Source organism: uncultured Aureimonas sp. (assembly GCF_913775355.1).
GTDB lineage: Bacteria > Pseudomonadota > Alphaproteobacteria > Rhizobiales > Rhizobiaceae > Aureimonas.
Genome location: NZ_CAJYIU010000044.1, coordinates 1 through 15726, shown reverse-complemented (window position 1 = coordinate 15726; position 15726 = coordinate 1). Strand labels below are relative to the sequence as shown.

The 15726-nt window shown below is 68.3% G+C and carries 15 protein-coding genes, 1 pseudogene and 1 riboswitch; of the genes and pseudogenes, 14 read left to right on the top strand and 2 right to left on the bottom strand.

Annotated features, from left to right (window positions below; translation table 11 throughout):
* Window positions 1–361 precede the first annotated feature (361 nt).
* A riboswitch (ZMP/ZTP riboswitch) is annotated at window positions 362–446 on the top strand.
* A 20-nt stretch (window positions 447–466) separates the two neighbouring features.
* On the top strand, window positions 467–1105 hold the full coding sequence (locus QZ753_RS03330; protein ID WP_294641209.1) for a LysE family transporter: 639 nt from the start codon (window positions 467–469) through the stop codon (window positions 1103–1105).
* 187 nt (window positions 1106–1292) lie between these two features.
* Here QZ753_RS03330 and QZ753_RS03325 read toward each other — a convergent pair whose 3' ends face one another.
* Complete coding sequence (locus QZ753_RS03325) at window positions 1293–2753, bottom strand: NAD-dependent succinate-semialdehyde dehydrogenase (RefSeq protein WP_294641207.1); 1461 nt, start codon at window positions 2751–2753, stop codon at window positions 1293–1295.
* Between the two features lie 113 nt (window positions 2754–2866).
* On the opposite strand from QZ753_RS03325, the gene QZ753_RS03320 reads away from it, so the two are divergent.
* From QZ753_RS03320 to QZ753_RS03270, 11 genes and pseudogenes are all read left to right on the top strand, one after another.
* Window positions 2867–3463: an amino acid synthesis family protein gene (locus tag QZ753_RS03320; RefSeq protein ID WP_294641205.1), complete on the top strand. Its 597-nt coding sequence runs from the start codon at window positions 2867–2869 to the stop codon at window positions 3461–3463.
* Complete coding sequence (locus QZ753_RS03315) at window positions 3438–4223, top strand: alpha/beta fold hydrolase (RefSeq protein ID WP_294641203.1); 786 nt, start codon at window positions 3438–3440, stop codon at window positions 4221–4223. The genes QZ753_RS03320 and QZ753_RS03315 overlap by 26 nt, the downstream gene beginning before the upstream one ends.
* 19 nt (window positions 4224–4242) lie before the next feature.
* Window positions 4243–5169 carry a flavin reductase gene (locus QZ753_RS03310; RefSeq protein ID WP_294641237.1) on the top strand — a complete coding sequence of 309 codons (927 nt, stop codon included), beginning with the start codon at window positions 4243–4245 and terminating at the stop codon, window positions 5167–5169.
* 3 nt (window positions 5170–5172) lie between these two features.
* Window positions 5173–6213: an LLM class flavin-dependent oxidoreductase gene (locus QZ753_RS03305; RefSeq protein ID WP_294641201.1), complete on the top strand. Its 1041-nt coding sequence runs from the start codon at window positions 5173–5175 to the stop codon at window positions 6211–6213.
* 5 nt (window positions 6214–6218) lie between these two features.
* On the top strand, window positions 6219–7682 hold the full coding sequence (locus tag QZ753_RS03300) for an aldehyde dehydrogenase (RefSeq protein WP_294641234.1): 1464 nt from the start codon (window positions 6219–6221) through the stop codon (window positions 7680–7682).
* A gap of 70 nt (window positions 7683–7752) precedes the next feature.
* Window positions 7753–8760 carry a polyamine ABC transporter substrate-binding protein gene (locus QZ753_RS03295; RefSeq protein ID WP_294641199.1) on the top strand — a complete coding sequence of 336 codons (1008 nt, stop codon included), beginning with the start codon at window positions 7753–7755 and terminating at the stop codon, window positions 8758–8760.
* Window positions 8761–8872: 112 nt separating this feature from the next.
* Window positions 8873–9748, top strand: coding sequence for an ABC transporter permease (locus QZ753_RS03290; protein WP_294641197.1), 876 nt, complete (start codon window positions 8873–8875; stop codon window positions 9746–9748).
* Between the two features lie 2 nt (window positions 9749–9750).
* Window positions 9751–10551 carry an ABC transporter permease gene (locus QZ753_RS03285; RefSeq protein ID WP_294641195.1) on the top strand — a complete coding sequence of 267 codons (801 nt, stop codon included), beginning with the start codon at window positions 9751–9753 and terminating at the stop codon, window positions 10549–10551.
* Entirely contained in the window at window positions 10548–11630 is a 1083-nt protein-coding gene (locus QZ753_RS03280; RefSeq protein WP_294641193.1) for an ABC transporter ATP-binding protein, read from the top strand. The genes QZ753_RS03285 and QZ753_RS03280 overlap by 4 nt, the downstream gene beginning before the upstream one ends.
* An 83-nt stretch (window positions 11631–11713) precedes the next feature.
* Window positions 11714–12376 (top strand): GntR family transcriptional regulator, encoded by a 663-nt coding sequence (locus QZ753_RS03275; RefSeq protein WP_294641191.1) that lies wholly within the window; start codon window positions 11714–11716, stop codon window positions 12374–12376.
* A 26-nt stretch (window positions 12377–12402) separates the two neighbouring features.
* A pseudogene (locus tag QZ753_RS03270) lies at window positions 12403–12474 on the top strand (ATP-binding protein); the annotation flags it as partial.
* 420 nt (window positions 12475–12894) lie between these two features.
* Here QZ753_RS03270 and QZ753_RS03265 read toward each other — a convergent pair.
* Window positions 12895–13242 (bottom strand): helix-turn-helix transcriptional regulator, encoded by a 348-nt coding sequence (locus QZ753_RS03265; protein WP_294641189.1) that lies wholly within the window; start codon window positions 13240–13242, stop codon window positions 12895–12897.
* A 657-nt stretch (window positions 13243–13899) separates the two neighbouring features.
* Between QZ753_RS03265 and QZ753_RS03260 the strand changes: the two genes are divergently transcribed.
* On the top strand, window positions 13900–14400 hold the full coding sequence (locus QZ753_RS03260; RefSeq protein WP_294641187.1) for a molybdopterin-dependent oxidoreductase: 501 nt from the start codon (window positions 13900–13902) through the stop codon (window positions 14398–14400).
* Window positions 14397–15726, top strand: a 1330-nt coding sequence (locus QZ753_RS03255; RefSeq protein WP_294641186.1) for an ATP-binding protein, incomplete at its 3' end; no start/stop codon positions are given. The genes QZ753_RS03260 and QZ753_RS03255, both read left to right, overlap by 4 nt.

The window sequence follows — 15726 nt, the reverse complement described above, 5'->3', positions numbered from 1 at the left end:
ACAACCGGAGATTTTGCGCAAGAACGCCCCTCGCATCCGCAATGATTATCGCAGAAATACACGTCACGCGTCTATTGAGCTTGACGTCGGTCGCATGAGGCGACTTGCTCATGTCCAGCTTCAAGCGACTGCGATCGCCTGCGATCCCGACTTTACGAAACCGCACTGGCCCGGAGCGGTGTCCTGCGAACACGCGACAGCCTCGGCCTTCGCTTGCCTGGCTGCTGGCTCCGCGCCGGGTTCAGGGCAGCTTTCGACCCGTCAGAGACGCCGCGATGCCGATGAAGTCTGCCGCAAAGCTGACGTTCGCGCTCGTTGTCCGCGACCATATTGCGCGGTGTTCTAGTTCAGCCCATAGTGACGCGATCCGCGTGACTGGCGACGATAGATGGATCACCATCGGGGAGCGCGGATCGTTCGCGGCGCCGCTCGCCTGGGCACTTCACTCCATCCATGGAGCCTGCCCATGTCCGCGTCCCTTGCCCTACTCGGTATCCTCGGAGCGCTGCTCGTCGGGGCCGTCAGTCCCGGCCCGAGCTTCGTCCTCGTATCCCGCATCTCACTGAAATTATCCCGCCGGGATGGATTGGCCGCAGCGCTCGGCATGGGCGTTGGGGGGGCGATCTTCGCCACGCTCGCGCTGCTTGGCCTTGTGACGCTCCTCCTCCAGGTGGAGTGGCTGTACATCGTGCTGCGCGTGCTTGGCGGCTTGTGCCTCGTCTATCTCGGCACCCGGATTTGGCGCGGGGCGACCGAGCCGCTTGATCTCCCGGACGCGGAGGCAGTTCGACTATCGACGGTGCCCCGTTCGTTCGCGCTCGGCCTCGTCACGCAACTCAGCAATCCGAAGACGGCCATCGTCTACGCCAGCATCTTCGCCGCCCTTTTGCCGGCTCCTGCACCTGCGTTGCTCTACGCCGCCCTTCCGCCGCTCGTTCTGGTGCTGGAGTCCTCGTGGTATACCGTTGTGGCTGTCGCGTTCTCGGCGCAGCGGCCGCGCGCAGCCTATCTACGATCGAAGGTATGGCTCGACCGCGCCGCGGGCGCCGTGATCGGCATTCTCGGGGCACGGCTCGTGTCGGAAACGCTTGCGTCGAGAAGCTGACCAGCAAGCGATCCGGAAACGTCCGTTTCCTTGAACTCAGGTCCAAAACCTGCCTGACCGTTTTCCACCCGATCGACACCATAAAGGCGGACGCTCGTAAGCGGTCCGTCCGCTTTCGAGCGGTTCCGTCGGAGGAACCGACCTGACATTCCGCGGGAAACGGAACGCTGGCCTATCGAGCTGACCTCTACAAACCCGCTAGCGCCACGTACTTGATTTCGAGGTAGCCCTCGATGCCATGGCGAGAGCCTTCCCGGCCGATGCCGGACTGCTTCACGCCGCCGAAGGGCGCCGCTTCGTTGGCGAGCGCCGCGGTATTGACGCCGACCATGCCGGTCTCGAGCGCCTCGGCCACCTTGAACACCCGTCTCATGTCTCGCGCGTAGAAGTAAGCGGCGAGCCCGAACTCGGAGTCGTTGGCCATGGCGATCACGTCCTCCTCCGTGTCGAAGACGATGATCGGGGCGAGCGGGGCGAACGTCTCCTCGCGCGTCACCAGCATGCCCTGCTCGATGCCCGTCATCACCGTCGGCTCGAAGAAGGTGCCGCCGAGCACTGAGCGCCCGCCGCCCGCGACAACGCTCGCGCCCTTGGCCACCGCGTCGGCGATGTGCGCCTCGATCTTGGCGACCGCACGTTCGTCGATGAGAGGCCCCATCGTCACGCCCTCCCCGGTGCCGCGGCCGAGCTTGAGCGCGCCCACGCGCCCCAGGAACTTCTGCGTGAACGCCTCCGCCACCCCGTGCTGGACGTAGATGCGGTTGGAGCAGACGCAGGTCTGGCCGGCGTTTCGGAACTTGGAGGCGAGCGCGCCGTCGGCCGCAGCGTCGAGGTCGGCGTCGTCGAAGACGATGAAGGGGGCGTTGCCGCCGAGTTCGAGCGACAGCTTCTTGATCTGCCCGGCGCCCTCGCGCATCAGCCAGCGCCCGACCCCGGTGGAGCCGGTGAAGGTGATCTTCGCGACGGTCGGGTTGGTGGTGACCTCCGTGCCGAAGGCCTTGGCGTCCGTCGTCGTGATGACGGAGAACGCGCCCTTCGGAAGCCCGGCCCGTTCGGCGAGGACCGCCAGCGCCAGCGCGGACAAGGGCGTCAGTTCCGATGGCTTGAGCACCATGGCGCAGCCGGCGGCGAGCGCCGGGCCGACCTTGCGCGTGATCATCCCGTTCGGGAAGTTCCAGGGCGTGATCGCGGCGCAGACTCCGACGGGCTGGCGAAGCACCAGGATGCGCTGGGAGGGGTCGGGGCCGGGAATGATCTCGCCGTCGAGCCGCTTGGCCTCCTCCGCGAACCATTCGAGATAGGCCGCATTCGACAGGACCTCCGTCCTGGCCTCGGCGAGCGGCTTGCCCTGCTCGGCGGTGAGGATGTGGGCCAGATCCTCGACGTGTTCGACAACGAGGTCGAACCAGCGCCTGAGAACCTTGCCGCGGGCCTTGGCCGGCTCCCTCGCCCAGGCCTTCTGCGCGATGGCCGCAGCCGCGATGGCCTCCCGAGCGTCGGCCGCAGACATGTTCGGCAGGGTCGCCAGCACCGCGCCGTCGGCTGGATCGAGGACGGTGAAGGTCGCCCCGGACGACGTGGCGGCGACCCACTCGCCGCCGCAGAAGGCCTGCTGCCGGAAGAGCGGGTTTTCGGCGATCGGGTTCATCGCATGTCCTTGGTGCACGACGTGGAGAGAGAAAATCGACGAGCCGAATTGACAGGCCATATGTTGGCATACCATAAGATTGTCATCGCAAAGGTCAATCGGAAAGGCGGCTCATGGACATCCGCAAGACGCTGCTGCAGGTCGAGACGACGCTGGTCGAGGGCGGCAAGGCCGCATCGAAGCCGTTGAAGCTGTTCACCGCCATCGCGGTGGTCCGCAATCCCTGGGCCGGCCGCGGCTTCGTCGACGACCTGAAGCCGGAGATCCACGCGGGTGCCCCGATCCTCGGCGAGCTCCTGACCCGCATGATCCTCGAGGCGGTCGGCTCGGGCGAGGCGGTGGAGGCCTACGGCAAGTCGGCCGTCGTCGGCCTCGACGGCGAGATCGAGCACGCGTCGGCGCTGATCCACACGCTGCGCTTCGGCAACCACTACCGCCAGGCGGTCGGCGCCAAGTCCTACCTCGCCTTCTGCAACACGCGGGGGCCGGCCAACGCGCCGGTGATGATCCCGCTGATGGACAAGAACGACGAGGGCCGCCGCTCCCACTACCTGACGATCCAGACGTCGGTGCCCGACGCGCCTGCGGCGGGCGAGATCCTCGTCGCCCTCGGCGCCTCCGTCGGCGGTCGCCCGCATCACCGGATCGGCGACCGCTATCAGGACCTGAAGGATCTGGGGCACGATGTCGCCAACCCCGCAGCGGTCTAGGACGCAGAGCGGCACGGCCTTCGTGGAGGCGGGCGCCGGCGAGCCGCTGGTCCTGATCCACGGTGTCGGCATGCGCCTGGAAGCCTGGGCGCCGCAGATGGCGGCGCTGTCGCGCACCCACCGCATCGTCGCGCTGGACATGCCAGGGCATGGCGAAAGCGCGCCGCTGGCCGAGGGCTCGGCGCTTCCCGCCTTCGTGGCTTGGCTGGCTCGGGTGCTGGACGAGCTTCGCATCGAGGCCGCGAACGTCGCGGGCCATTCCATGGGCGCTCTGATCGCGGGGGGCGCGGCCGCGACGCTGGGGTCCCGCGTCCGGCGCGTCGCGCTTCTCAACGGCGTCTATCGGCGCACGCCGGACGCGCGCGAGGCCGTGCTTCATCGTGCTCGGGAGATCGCCGCGGGCGGCGTCGATCTGGAAGCGCCGCTCCGACGCTGGTTCGGCGACGATCCGGAGACGGAGGACGCCTACCGGCTGACGCGCGGCTGGCTTTCGGGCGTCGATCCCGCCGGATACGCCACCGCCTACGCCGCCTTTGCCGGCGGCGACGAGACCTATGCCGACGCTTGGGCCGACGTGCACTGCCCAGCCCTCTTCATGACGGGCGACGGCGATCCGAATTCGACGCCGGCCATGGCGGAGGCGATGGCGGAGGCCGCGCCCCGAGGCGAGGCGGTAACCATCCGCGGCCACCGCCACATGGTGAACCTGACGGCCCCGGACGAGGTGAATGGTCACCTCGTCCGCTGGCTCCAACGCTAGACCACTTGGGAGGACGATGATGACGGCATTCGATCCGCGCGCGCTGCGTGACGCCTTCGGCGCCTTCGCCACCGGGGTGACGGTCGTGACCAGCCGGACGGCCGACGGCGCGCCCATCGGCTTCACGGCGAACTCCTTCGCCTCCGTGTCGCTCGACCCGCCGCTTCTCCTCGTGTGCCTTGCCAAGACCTCCCGCAACTACGCCAACATGACGGGCGCCGCCGCCTTTGCGGTGAACATCCTGTCCGAGGACCAGAAGGACGTCTCCAACACCTTCGCGCGGCCCGTCGAGGACCGTTTCGCGGCGGTGGACTGGCGCGACGGCCCGGCGGGCTCGCCGATCTTTCCGGACGCGAGCGCCTGGTTCGACTGCACGCCGGAACAGATCGTCGACGCCGGCGACCACGCCATCCTGATCGGCCGCGTCGCCGGCTTCGAGAACTCCGGGCGCAACGGGCTCGGCTACGTTCGCGGCGGCTATTTCACCCCGGCGCTCGAGGCGAAGGCCATGCGCGCGGCGGGAGAGGCGGACACGCGGGTGTCGGCCGTGGTCGAGCGCGACGGCGCGGTTCTCCTCGTGCCGACGGAAGGCGGTCGCTTCGCCCTGCCGTCGGCGGTGCTTGGCGAGCGCGAACCCGTCGAGGCAATCCAGGCGGGCGTCGAGGGGGCGACGGGGGTCGCCATCAACGCGGGCTTCCTGTTCTCCGTCTTCGAGGACCGCGCGAGCGGCCGCCAGACCATCGTCTACCGTGCCGGGGCCGCCGACGGCGCGCCGCGCGAGGGGCGTTTCTTCGCCTTGGACGACCTGCCGATGGACCGCCTCGACACGCCGCAGACGGCCGACATCCTGCGCCGCTTCGCCGCCGAGAGCACCCTTGGCAACTTCGGCGTCTACTTCGGAAACGAAACCGCGGGCCGGGTCCATCCGCTCGCCGGAAGGGCCTGACCCATGAAGTTCTCCCTGTTCGTCCACATGGAGCGTCTCGACGCGAGCCAGCGTCAAGAGGATCTCTACGAGGAGTTCCTCGAACTCTGCCGGATCGCCGACCGGGGCGGCATGCACGCCATCTGGACCGGCGAGCATCACGGCATGGACTTCACCATCGCGCCGAACCCGTTCGTCACGATCGCCGACCTCGCCAACCACGTGAAGACCGCGCGCCTTGGCACCGGCACGGTGATCGCGCCCTTCTGGCACCCGATCAAGCTCGCCGGCGAGGCGGCGATGACCGACCTCATCACGCGCGGCCGGCTCGACATCGGCATCGCCCGCGGCGCCTACTCCTACGAGTACGAGCGACTGCATCCGGGCCTCGACGCCTGGGGCGCCGGCCAGCGCATGCGCGAGCTGATCCCGGCCGTGAAGGCCCTCTGGGAGGGCGACTACGCCCATGAGGGCGAGTTCTGGACGTTCCCGTCCACCACCTCCGCGCCCAAGCCCGTGCAGCAGCAGGGACCGCCGATCTGGGTGGCGGCGCGCGACCCGAACAGCCATGAATTCGCCGTCGCCAACGGCTGCAACGTGCAGGTGACGCCGCTGTGGCAGGACGACAACGAGGTGAAGACGCTGATGGACCGCTTCAACGCGGCCTGCGCGGCGAGCCCCGGCACGGCGCGCCCGAAGATCATGCTCCTGCGCCACACCTATGTCGGCTCGGACGAGACGGATGTCGCGGAAGCCGCGCGCGAGCTGTCGGTCTACTACAACTACTTCTTCGCCTGGTTCAAGAACGAGCGCCCGGTCCATCAGGGCCTCATCCAGCGCCTCAGCGAGGAGGAACTCGCCGCCAATCCGATGATCTCGGCCGCCGCGATGCGCGCCAACAACGTCGTCGGCGGCGCCGAGGACGTGATCGCCCGCCTCAGGGCCTACGAGGCGATGGGCTACGACGAGTATTCGTTCTGGATCGACACGGGCATGCCGTTCGAGCGCAAGAAGGCCTCGCTGGAGCGCTTCATCGAACGCGTCATGCCGGCCTTCGGCGCATGACCGCGATGCGCCGCTTCCAGGCCTATATCGACGGCGCGTTCGTGGACGGCGAAGCACGGTTCGCAAGCCTCGACCCGTCGACCGGCGAGCCGTGGGCGGAGATGCCCGAGGCGCGCGAGGCCGACGTCGACCGCGCCGTGCGCGCCGCCGACCGTGCCTTGCGCGAGGGCGAATGGCCGAAGCTCAACGCGACGCAGCGCGGCAAGCTCCTCTATCGCCTCGCCGATCTCGTCGCCGCGAAGGCGCAGGACCTGGCCGAACTGGAAACGCGCGACACGGGAAAGATCATCCGCGAGACGTCGGCCCAGATCGCCTATGTCGCCGACTACTACCGCTACTACGCGGGCCTTGCCGACAAGATCGAGGGCGCGGTCCTGCCGATCGACAAGCCGGACATGGAGGTCTGGACCCGCCGCGAGCCGATCGGCGTCGTGGCAGCCATCGTACCTTGGAACAGCCAGCTCTTCCTGGCGGCGGTGAAGATCGGCCCGGCGCTCGCCGCAGGCTGCACGCTCGTGGTCAAGGCGTCCGAGGACGGGCCCGCGCCGCTTCTCGCGTTCGCACGGCTCGTCCACGAGGCCGGCTTTCCGGCGGGCGTCGTCAACGTCGTCACCGGTTTCGGGCCGGCCTGCGGCTCGTCGCTGACGCGCCACCCGCTCGTCGCCCACGTCGCCTTCACGGGCGGCCCGGAGACGGCGCGGCACGTGGTGCGCGCCTCGGCCGAGAACCTCGCCTCGACCTCGCTGGAGCTCGGCGGCAAGTCGCCCTTCGTCGTCTTCGCCGACGCCGACCTCGAGAGCGCCGCCAACGCCCAGGTCGCCGCGATCTTCGCGGCCACCGGCCAGAGCTGCGTCGCGGGCTCGCGCCTCCTCGTCGAGCAGAGCGTGAAGGATCGCTTCCTCGCCATCCTGAAGGAGAAGGCCGAGCGCGTCGCGATCGGGGCTCCGCTCGACATGGCGACCGAGGTCGGGCCCCTCTGCACGGCGCGTCAGCGCGACCATATCCAGCGGCTGGTCGATCGGTCCGCGGACGCGGGCGCGCGGATCGTGACGGGCGGTCGCACGCCGGAGGGACCCGGCAACTACTATCCGCCGACCATCCTCGACTGCGACGGTGCGGATGCGCCCGGTCTTAAGGAGGAGTTCTTCGGACCGGTCCTGTCCGTCGTGTCCTTCGAGACCGAGGCCGTGGCCGTGGCGCTCGCGAACGATACGGCCTTCGGCCTTGCGTCCGGCGTCTTCACCACGAACCTCGCCAAGGCGCATCGCATGGTGCGCGCGATCCGTGCGGGCATCGTCTGGGTCAACACCTACCGCGCCGTCTCGCCGATCGCGCCCTTCGGCGGCACCAAGCTTTCCGGCCATGGCCGCGAGGGCGGGCTCGCCGCCGCGCTCGACTACACCCGCACGAAGACCGTGTGGCTGAGGACGTCCGACGATCCGATCCCGGACCCTTTCGTCATGCGCTGACCATGGCGACCGGCGGGAGGCCGGCGCCGCAACGACGACCTGCAACGCAACCATTCGGGAGGAAACGAGCATGAAGACGACCATCATCGCGGCACTGGGGGCAACCCTCGCGCTCTCCGGCATCGCCCGAGCCGAGGACATGGTGTTCACGAGCTGGGGCGGCACCACGCAGGACGCCCAGAAGGCGGCCTGGGCCGACAAGTTCACCGCCGAGACGGGCACCAACGTCCTGATGGATGGCCCGACCGACTACGGCAAGCTGAAGGCCATGGTCGAGGCGAACGGGGTCACTTGGGATGCCGTCGACGTCGAGGGCGACTACGCCGTCCAGGCCGGCAAGCAGGGGCTTCTGGAACCTCTCGACTTCACGGTGATCGACAAGACCAAGCTCGACCCGCGCTTCGTGACCGACCATTCCGTCGGCTCGTTCTATTATTCCTTCGTGATCGGCTGCAACGCCGACGCGGTGTCCGCCTGTCCCAAGACCTGGGCCGACCTCTTCGACACGGCCAAGTTCCCCGGCAAGCGGACCTTCTACAAATGGTCGGCGCCCGGCGTGATTGAGGCGGCGCTGCTCGCCGACGGCGTTCCTGCCGACAAGCTCTACCCGCTCGACCTCGACCGCGCCTTCAAGAAGCTCGACACGATCAAGTCCGACATCATCTGGTGGTCGGGCGGCGCGCAGTCGCAGCAGCTCCTCGCCTCCGCCGAGGCGCCCATCGGCTCCTTCTGGAACGGCCGCCTCACCGCGCTCGCCGCCGACGGGATCACGGTCGAGACCTCGTGGGACAACAACATCACGGCGGCCGACTCCCTCGTCGTGCCGAAGGGCGCCAAGAACAAGGCGGCGGCGATGAAGTTCATCGCGCTCGCAAGCTCGCCCCAGGCCCAGGCCGACATGGCGGCCGCCACCGGCTACGCCCCGACCAACCTCGACTCGGCGGCGCTGATGGACCCGACCATCGCCAAGACGCTTCCCGATCAGCAGAAGGCCGCCCAGGTCAACGCCGACATGAACTACTGGGCGGAGCACCGGGACGAGATCGGCACGCGCTGGTACGCCTGGCAGGCCCAGTAAGGCGGCGGCGGGGCGGTGGCGGAGCTCGACTCCGACACCGCCCCGACCGACCCCGAGGACGGCCGCGGTACGGGCCCCTCGGGCCGCGCTCCTCCGACAGGATGGTGAACCCATGACGCACGCATCGAACGAGGCCGCGCTCGCGCTGCGGCGACCGACGCATCGGTGGCTGCCGGCCGGCCTCGGCCCGGCGGTCCCCGCCCTGCTTCTCCTGGCGCTGTTCTTCGTCGTCCCCGTGGTCTCGCTGCTCCTGCGCAGCGTGACGGAGCCGGCGCCGGGGCTCGGCAATTATGCTCAACTCCTCGGGTCGTCGACTTACCTGCGCGTCTTCCTCAACACGTTCCTCGTGTCCGGTCTCGTCACGCTGATCTCGCTCCTCGTCGGATTTCCCGTCGCGTGGACGCTTGCGATCATGCCGGCGCACTGGGCGCGCATCGTCTTCGCGATCCTGCTCCTGTCGATGTGGACGAACCTCCTCGCCCGCACCTACGCCTGGATGGTGCTTCTCCAGCGCACGGGCATCGTCAACAAGACGCTGATGAACCTCGGCCTGATCGACGCTCCCCTGACGCTGGTCAACAACCTCGTCGGCGTCACGATCGGCATGGTCTACATCATGCTGCCCTTCATCATCCTGCCGCTCTACGGCGTGATCCGGCGCATCGACCCGTCGATCCTCCAGGCGGCGGCGCTCTGCGGGGCCACCCGCTGGCAGTGCCTGCGCGGCATCCTCCTGCCGCTCGCAGCCCCCGGCATGGCCGCCGGCGCCCTCATGGTGTTCGTGATGTCTCTCGGCTACTTCGTGACGCCTGCGCTTCTCGGGGGCACCAGCAACATGATGCTGGCCGAGCTCATCGCGCAGTTCGTGCAAAGCCTCGTCAACTGGGGGATGGGCGGGGCCGCGGCCTTCGTGCTCCTGGTCGCGACGCTCGCGCTCTACGCCATGCAGCTCAAGCTGTTTGGAACCTCCGAGATGGCGGGGCGCTGACCATGCTCTTGAACTTCTCGCGCCTCGGCTGGTGGAAGTGGGTGCTGCTCGGCATCACCGGCCTGACCACGGCCTTCCTGCTCCTGCCGATCCTCTTCATCGCCGCCCTGTCCTTCGGCTCCTCGCAGTGGCTGATCTTCCCGCCCCCGTCCTGGACGCTGAAGTGGTACCGCGAGTTCTTCGCCGATCCGCGCTGGCTGGAATCCGCGTGGACGAGCTTCCGGATCGCGGCCGTCGTCACCGTTCTGTCCGTCGCCATCGGGCTCTGCGCCTCCTTCGCGCTGGTGCGCGGGCGGTTCCGCGGCCGGGAGACGCTGAAGGCCTTCTTCCTGACGCCGATGATCCTGCCCGTTGTCGTGCTGGCGGTCGCGCTCTATGCCTTCTTCCTGCGGCTCGGGCTCAACGGCACGGTGACGGGCTTCGTGCTGGCCCATCTCGTGGTCGCCCTGCCCTTCTCGATCCTCGCCATCACCAACGCCCTGGAAGGGTTCGACAAGTCGATCGAGGACGCGGCGGTGCTCTGCGGCGCGAGCCCGCTCGAGGCGAAGGTCCGCATTACGCTGCCGGCCATCGGCCACGGCCTGTTCTCGGCGGCGATCTTCTCCTTCCTCACCTCGTGGGACGAGGTGGTGCTGGCGATCTTCATGGCGAGCCCGACGCTCCAGACCCTGCCCGTGCGCATCTGGACGACGCTGCGCCAGGACCTGACGCCCGTCATCGCTAGCGCCTCCACCCTCCTCGTCCTCCTGACGATCGCCCTGATGCTGCTCGTCGCCCTCGTCCGGAAAGGATTCAAGTCGTGAGCGCGCCCTACCTCCACATCCGCGGCATCCGCAAGGATTACGGCTCCGTAACCGCCGTGCAGGACGTCAACCTCGAGGTCCGGCGCGGCGAGTTCATGACCTTCCTCGGGCCGTCCGGCTCGGGCAAGTCGACGACGCTCTACATCCTCGCCGGGTTTCAGGACCCGACGGCCGGCGACATCCTGCTCGAGGGCCGGTCGCTCCTCTCGACGCCGTCCCACCTGCGCCAGATCGGCATGGTGTTCCAGCGCTACACGCTGTTCCCGCACCTGACGGTCGCCGAGAACATCGGCTTTCCCTTGAAGGTCCGGCGGAAAGGGCGCGCCGAGATCGACGCCAAGGTCAAGGCGATGCTGAAGCTCGTGCGCCTCGAAGGCTTCGAGGATCGCAAGCCCGCCGACATGTCGGGCGGCCAGCAGCAGCGCGTGGCACTCGCCCGGGCGCTGGCCTACGATCCGCCGGTGCTTCTCATGGACGAGCCGCTATCGGCGCTCGACAAGAAGCTGCGCGAGGAGATCCAGGTCGAGATCCGGCGCATTCACCAGGAAACGGAGGTGACGATCCTCTACGTCACCCACGACCAGGAGGAGGCGCTGCGCATGTCCGACCGCATCGCCGTCTTCTCCAAGGGCGTGATCGATCAGGTCGGCACGGGGCCGGAGCTTTACGCGAACCCCGCAACCCGCTTCGTGGCGGAGTTCATCGGCGACAGCGACTTCCTCTCCTGCTCGGTCCTGTCATCCGACGGGCGCCACGCCGACGTTCGGCTCGGGCCCGATCTCGTGGTCTCCGGGGTTCCCGTGCATGGCGGCGACGGCCGGCGGGACGCAGGCTCGCTCCTCCTCCGCCCCGAGCGCATCAACCTCCATCGCCGGGAGCCGGGCGACGGCAAGACCCTGCCCGTCCGCGTCGGCGATCTCACCTTCCTCGGCTCGAACGTGCATGTCGCGGCGACCACCGGATGGGGCGAGCCGGTCGCCGTCCGCCTTCCCTTCGGCCATGCGGCGATCGAGGGCCTGTCGCGCGGCGACACCGTGTGGCTGGGCTTCGATCCCCGCGCCACGCATGTCTTTTGCTGATAGGTTCGGGACGACGAATGGCAGCGAGCGGGGCACGGATGACGGCGGCAATCTCTGAAGGGTCTTCCCCCAACGCGCCCAGCATGCGCGTCGAGCGGCCCCAGCGGACGTTGCGCGAACTGACGCTCGAGAAGATGCGCGAATCGATCATCGAGCGCTACTTCAAGCCCGGCGACCGCTTGGTCGAGCGCGATCTGTGCGAGCAGCTCGGCGTCAGCCGCACGATCGTGCGGGAGGTGCTGCGGCATCTGGAGTCCGAGGGCTTGGTCGCCAACGTGCCCCAGCGCGGACCAATCGTGGCCGAAACGACGCTGGACGACGCCCGCCAGATCTACGAGATCCGCGGTGCCCTGGAAGGGCTCGCCGCGGGAATCTGCGCCGAGCACAGGGGGGCGGCCGCCGCCGAGAAGCTGGAGGATGTGCTCGCGCGGATCCGATCGGCCTACGCGCAAGGCGACGGGCGTCTCGTGCTTGCCGAAACCACGGAGTTCTACCGCGTCCTTTTCGCGGAGGCCGAATGCGACGTCGCCTGGAACATCGTGACCTCGCTGACCACGCGCATCAATCACCTGCGGTCGATGACGATCAAGACCGAGCGTCGCGGCGTGGAGGGCCCCGCGCAGATGGCCAGGATCGTGTCTTCGATCCGTGACGGCGACCGCGCGAGGGCCACGGAAGCCGCCGCGACCCACGTCGCCAACGCCTCGCGGATCGCGCTCGCGATCCTGGCTCAGCAGCAAGGCTGAACGAACCAGGCCTTTGACGAACGGCCTCAGTCTTCGGCGATGCCAGGATGACCACCGCGCTTCTCGAGCGCCTCACGCACCACTGCGACATCGTTTAGACCGGCAACGAGAGCTGGGACTCCAGGAACCGCCGCTGGCCCCTTCGAGACCATCCGCCCGCGGTTCCGACCTCCGCTCCGCCTGCGGCGCCGCTGCGATTACAACCGCGTCTGTACCCCCACACCTCGGGGGTCGTCTGGACGCCGATCAGGACTCAGTTTCGCGGACCGTTTGACACCCGGATGCGGTGTCCTCGAACCGGTCCGGCTCGGGCACGCCTTCGGAGCAGATTTCCGTCCAGCGAGGGTCCGGCCGCGAGAGCCGTCGCGCCGAATGCGGGCAATCGGCGCCCCATGGGGCGGTTACCACAGCTGCGCGCCCGACCGCTCGGTACGCGGTTGCCCGCATCACGATGGCGCACGCGCGGCCCGCAGGCGACCGATCGACGGTTTGCGAGCAAAGGCGGCGGGCAACTCGGCCTAGAAACGGGTGACCTCGAGCGTCCTCACCAGATCCACCAGTCGCGCCCTGACGGCCGGATTGTCGACGCGCCCGATCACGAGATGCAGGTCGGCGTCGGCGCGAGGCGACGGGGACGGCGCTTCCGGCTCCAGCCCCTCGAAGAAGAATCGCAGTTCCACGTCCAATGCTCGCGACAGCCTGAACAGGGCGGACGCGCTGACACGGTTCTCGCCGCGTTCGAACTTCGAGAGCTGCTGGTAGCTGACGTCGATGGTCCTTGCCAGTTCCTGGAGCGATATGCCTCGGGCGATCCTCGCTTGCCGGAGGCGTCGCCCGACATGCGCATTGACTGAGTTCTCTCCCATCTGTCTTGGCTCCGCGGATGATTGGCATGCGGGATGCGCCTGCCGACCGGCACCCGATCGTCGACCCGGACGCGTGGTGAGGGTCGGACGCGGCACCCCGAGACCAAAATACCATTTGGAGGACATCATGCACAATCTGAGGTTTCTAAGTAGAAGTGCGTACGTCCGGCGAGGAGATGCTTCGAATTGCAAGGCCGTTGCAGCAAAAGAACGGACCAGACTCCATTGGGAGCGGCACTGCCTGCCCGGCTTTCAGGACACAACCTACCATGTCGCAGGGCGATTGCTCGCGGGGACGCCGCGAAGAGCCGGTTCGCGGATGCCGGGCATCGATGTCCTTCGGCCCTGCCCTCTTGTCCAAGGTCGCCTGCCGTGGACGCGCTCCCCTCGATCGGCCCGCCCTTCCGGTTCCGTCCGCCCCGACCGGTGATCGCCTTGGCGAGTCCGATACTGCCCCGAGGCGTTTCACCTTGCCCGCCTCCAGGCCGAGAGAACGTGAGGACCCCGTACGGCTCGTCTCGGACCGAGTCGGCCTACGTGTTTTCACCGACCCGACCGCGACGACTTTATCGATCACGTTAGCGATTGGAGTGACCGGGAGTTGTAAGATCGGGGCGTTCCACCGACCGTCCCAACCCCGAAGCGAGCCATCGAACGATGTGGCGTATCCTCTGCTGCCTTGTGCCCGTCCTCCTGTCCGGTCACGTCCTCGCAGGCGACCTTCCGCCGCCGCTCGGCCCCGTGGTGCTGACCGTGTCCGGCGAGATCGCCAACACCAACGAAGGCGCCTTGGCCAAGTTCGACATGACGTCGCTGGAGGCGATGCCGGGCCGGACCGCCGCGATGGAGACGCCGTGGACCGAGGGGAAGGTCGCCTTCGAAGGCCCGTTCCTGCGCAGCGTGCTGGAGGCCGTCGGCGCGCATGGCGGCACGATCCGGCTGACCGCACTGAACGACTACTCGGCCGACATCCCGGCGGCTGACGCGACCGGGCTCGACACGATCCTCGCCACCCGGATGGACGGGAAGCCGATGTCGGTCAGGGACAAGGGGCCGCTCTTCCTCGTCTATCCCTTCGACCGTTCCGCCGACCTCTACAACGAGAAGTACTTCTCCCGCTCGGTCTGGCAGATCAGGGAGATCGAGGTTCTGCCATGACACCGGAACTCGACAGGGGCCGGGAGATGGTCCGCGAGTCCTCCCGCGCCACCAGAGCGCTCCTCGCGACCTCGCTTCTTCTCCTCGGCCTCCTCGGCGCGGCCTATGCGAACCTCTGGATGAGGCAGTCCGACCTCGAGGACGGCATCCGCGAGGACGCTCTCTGGGCGGTCTACCAGATGGGACGCGAGGCCCGGACCCTGTTGGAGGCGATCGAGACGAGCGACCGCGACGCCGGCGACGACCGGAGCGCCCGCGAGGGGCTCGTCCTGCGTTACGACATCCTCTACTCCCGCCTGTCGATCCTCGAGACCGCGAAGTACGGGGCGTCCTTCACGGGCGATCCGGAGATCGAGGCGGGCCGGGCGCGGTTGCGGGAGCTGATCGGCGGCATGGAGCCGACAATCGCCGCGCTCGGCGCACCATCGGCCCATGCGAGGGATGCGGTGGCGTTGCAGGGACGCGTCGCCGAGCTTGTCACGGTCGCCGAGGACCTCCTGGCCAGGACGAACAGCGCGGTGTCCGCCGCCCGGGCGGACGCCCGCGCCGAGGTCATGCGTCTCCAGAAGGCCACCGCCTGGATCGTGCTCGCCCTCGCCCTGTCGACGGCGCTGCTGGTAGCAAGCCTCGTCCGCCGGCTGCGTGCGACCAAGGCGGCCAACGACCAGATCCAGGTCGTGGCGGACCAGCTCGCGAGCGCCTTCGAGGCCGCCGAGGCCGGCAACCGCGCGAAGTCCGAGTTCATGGCGGTGATGGGCCACGAGATCAGGACGCCCCTGAACGCGATCCTCGGGATGGCGGAGATCCTGTCGCTGTCGAGGCTGGAAGAGAGGGAGGCGGGGTGCGTCAGGGCGATCGGCGCGTCGGGCACGGCCCTCCTCGAGACGATCAACGAGATCCTGGACTATGCCAAGATCGAACACGGGGACGCGCCCCCGGAGAGCATCGCCTTCGACCCGGCCGACGTCGCGCGGCAGGCCATCGGCATCATGGAGGGTCGGGCCCGGGAGCGCGGCAATGCGATCGCCTTCCTGGAGACGGACGTGGCGGACTGGTTCCTCGGGGACCCGACGAGGCTGCGGCGCGTCCTCCTGAACCTTCTCAGCAACGCCGTGAAGTTCACCGAGAACGGGTCGATCCGGGTCTCCCTGAGGGATGTCGGATCGCCCGGAAGTCCCCGCCTCCGCTTCGTGGTCTCGGACAGCGGGATCGGGATCGACGAGGCGTCCCGCCCCCTCCTTTTCCGGGCGTTCAGCCAGGTCGACGGCTCGATCGGCCGTCGCTTCGGCGGGACCGGTCTGGGGCTTGCGATCTGCAAGCGCGTCG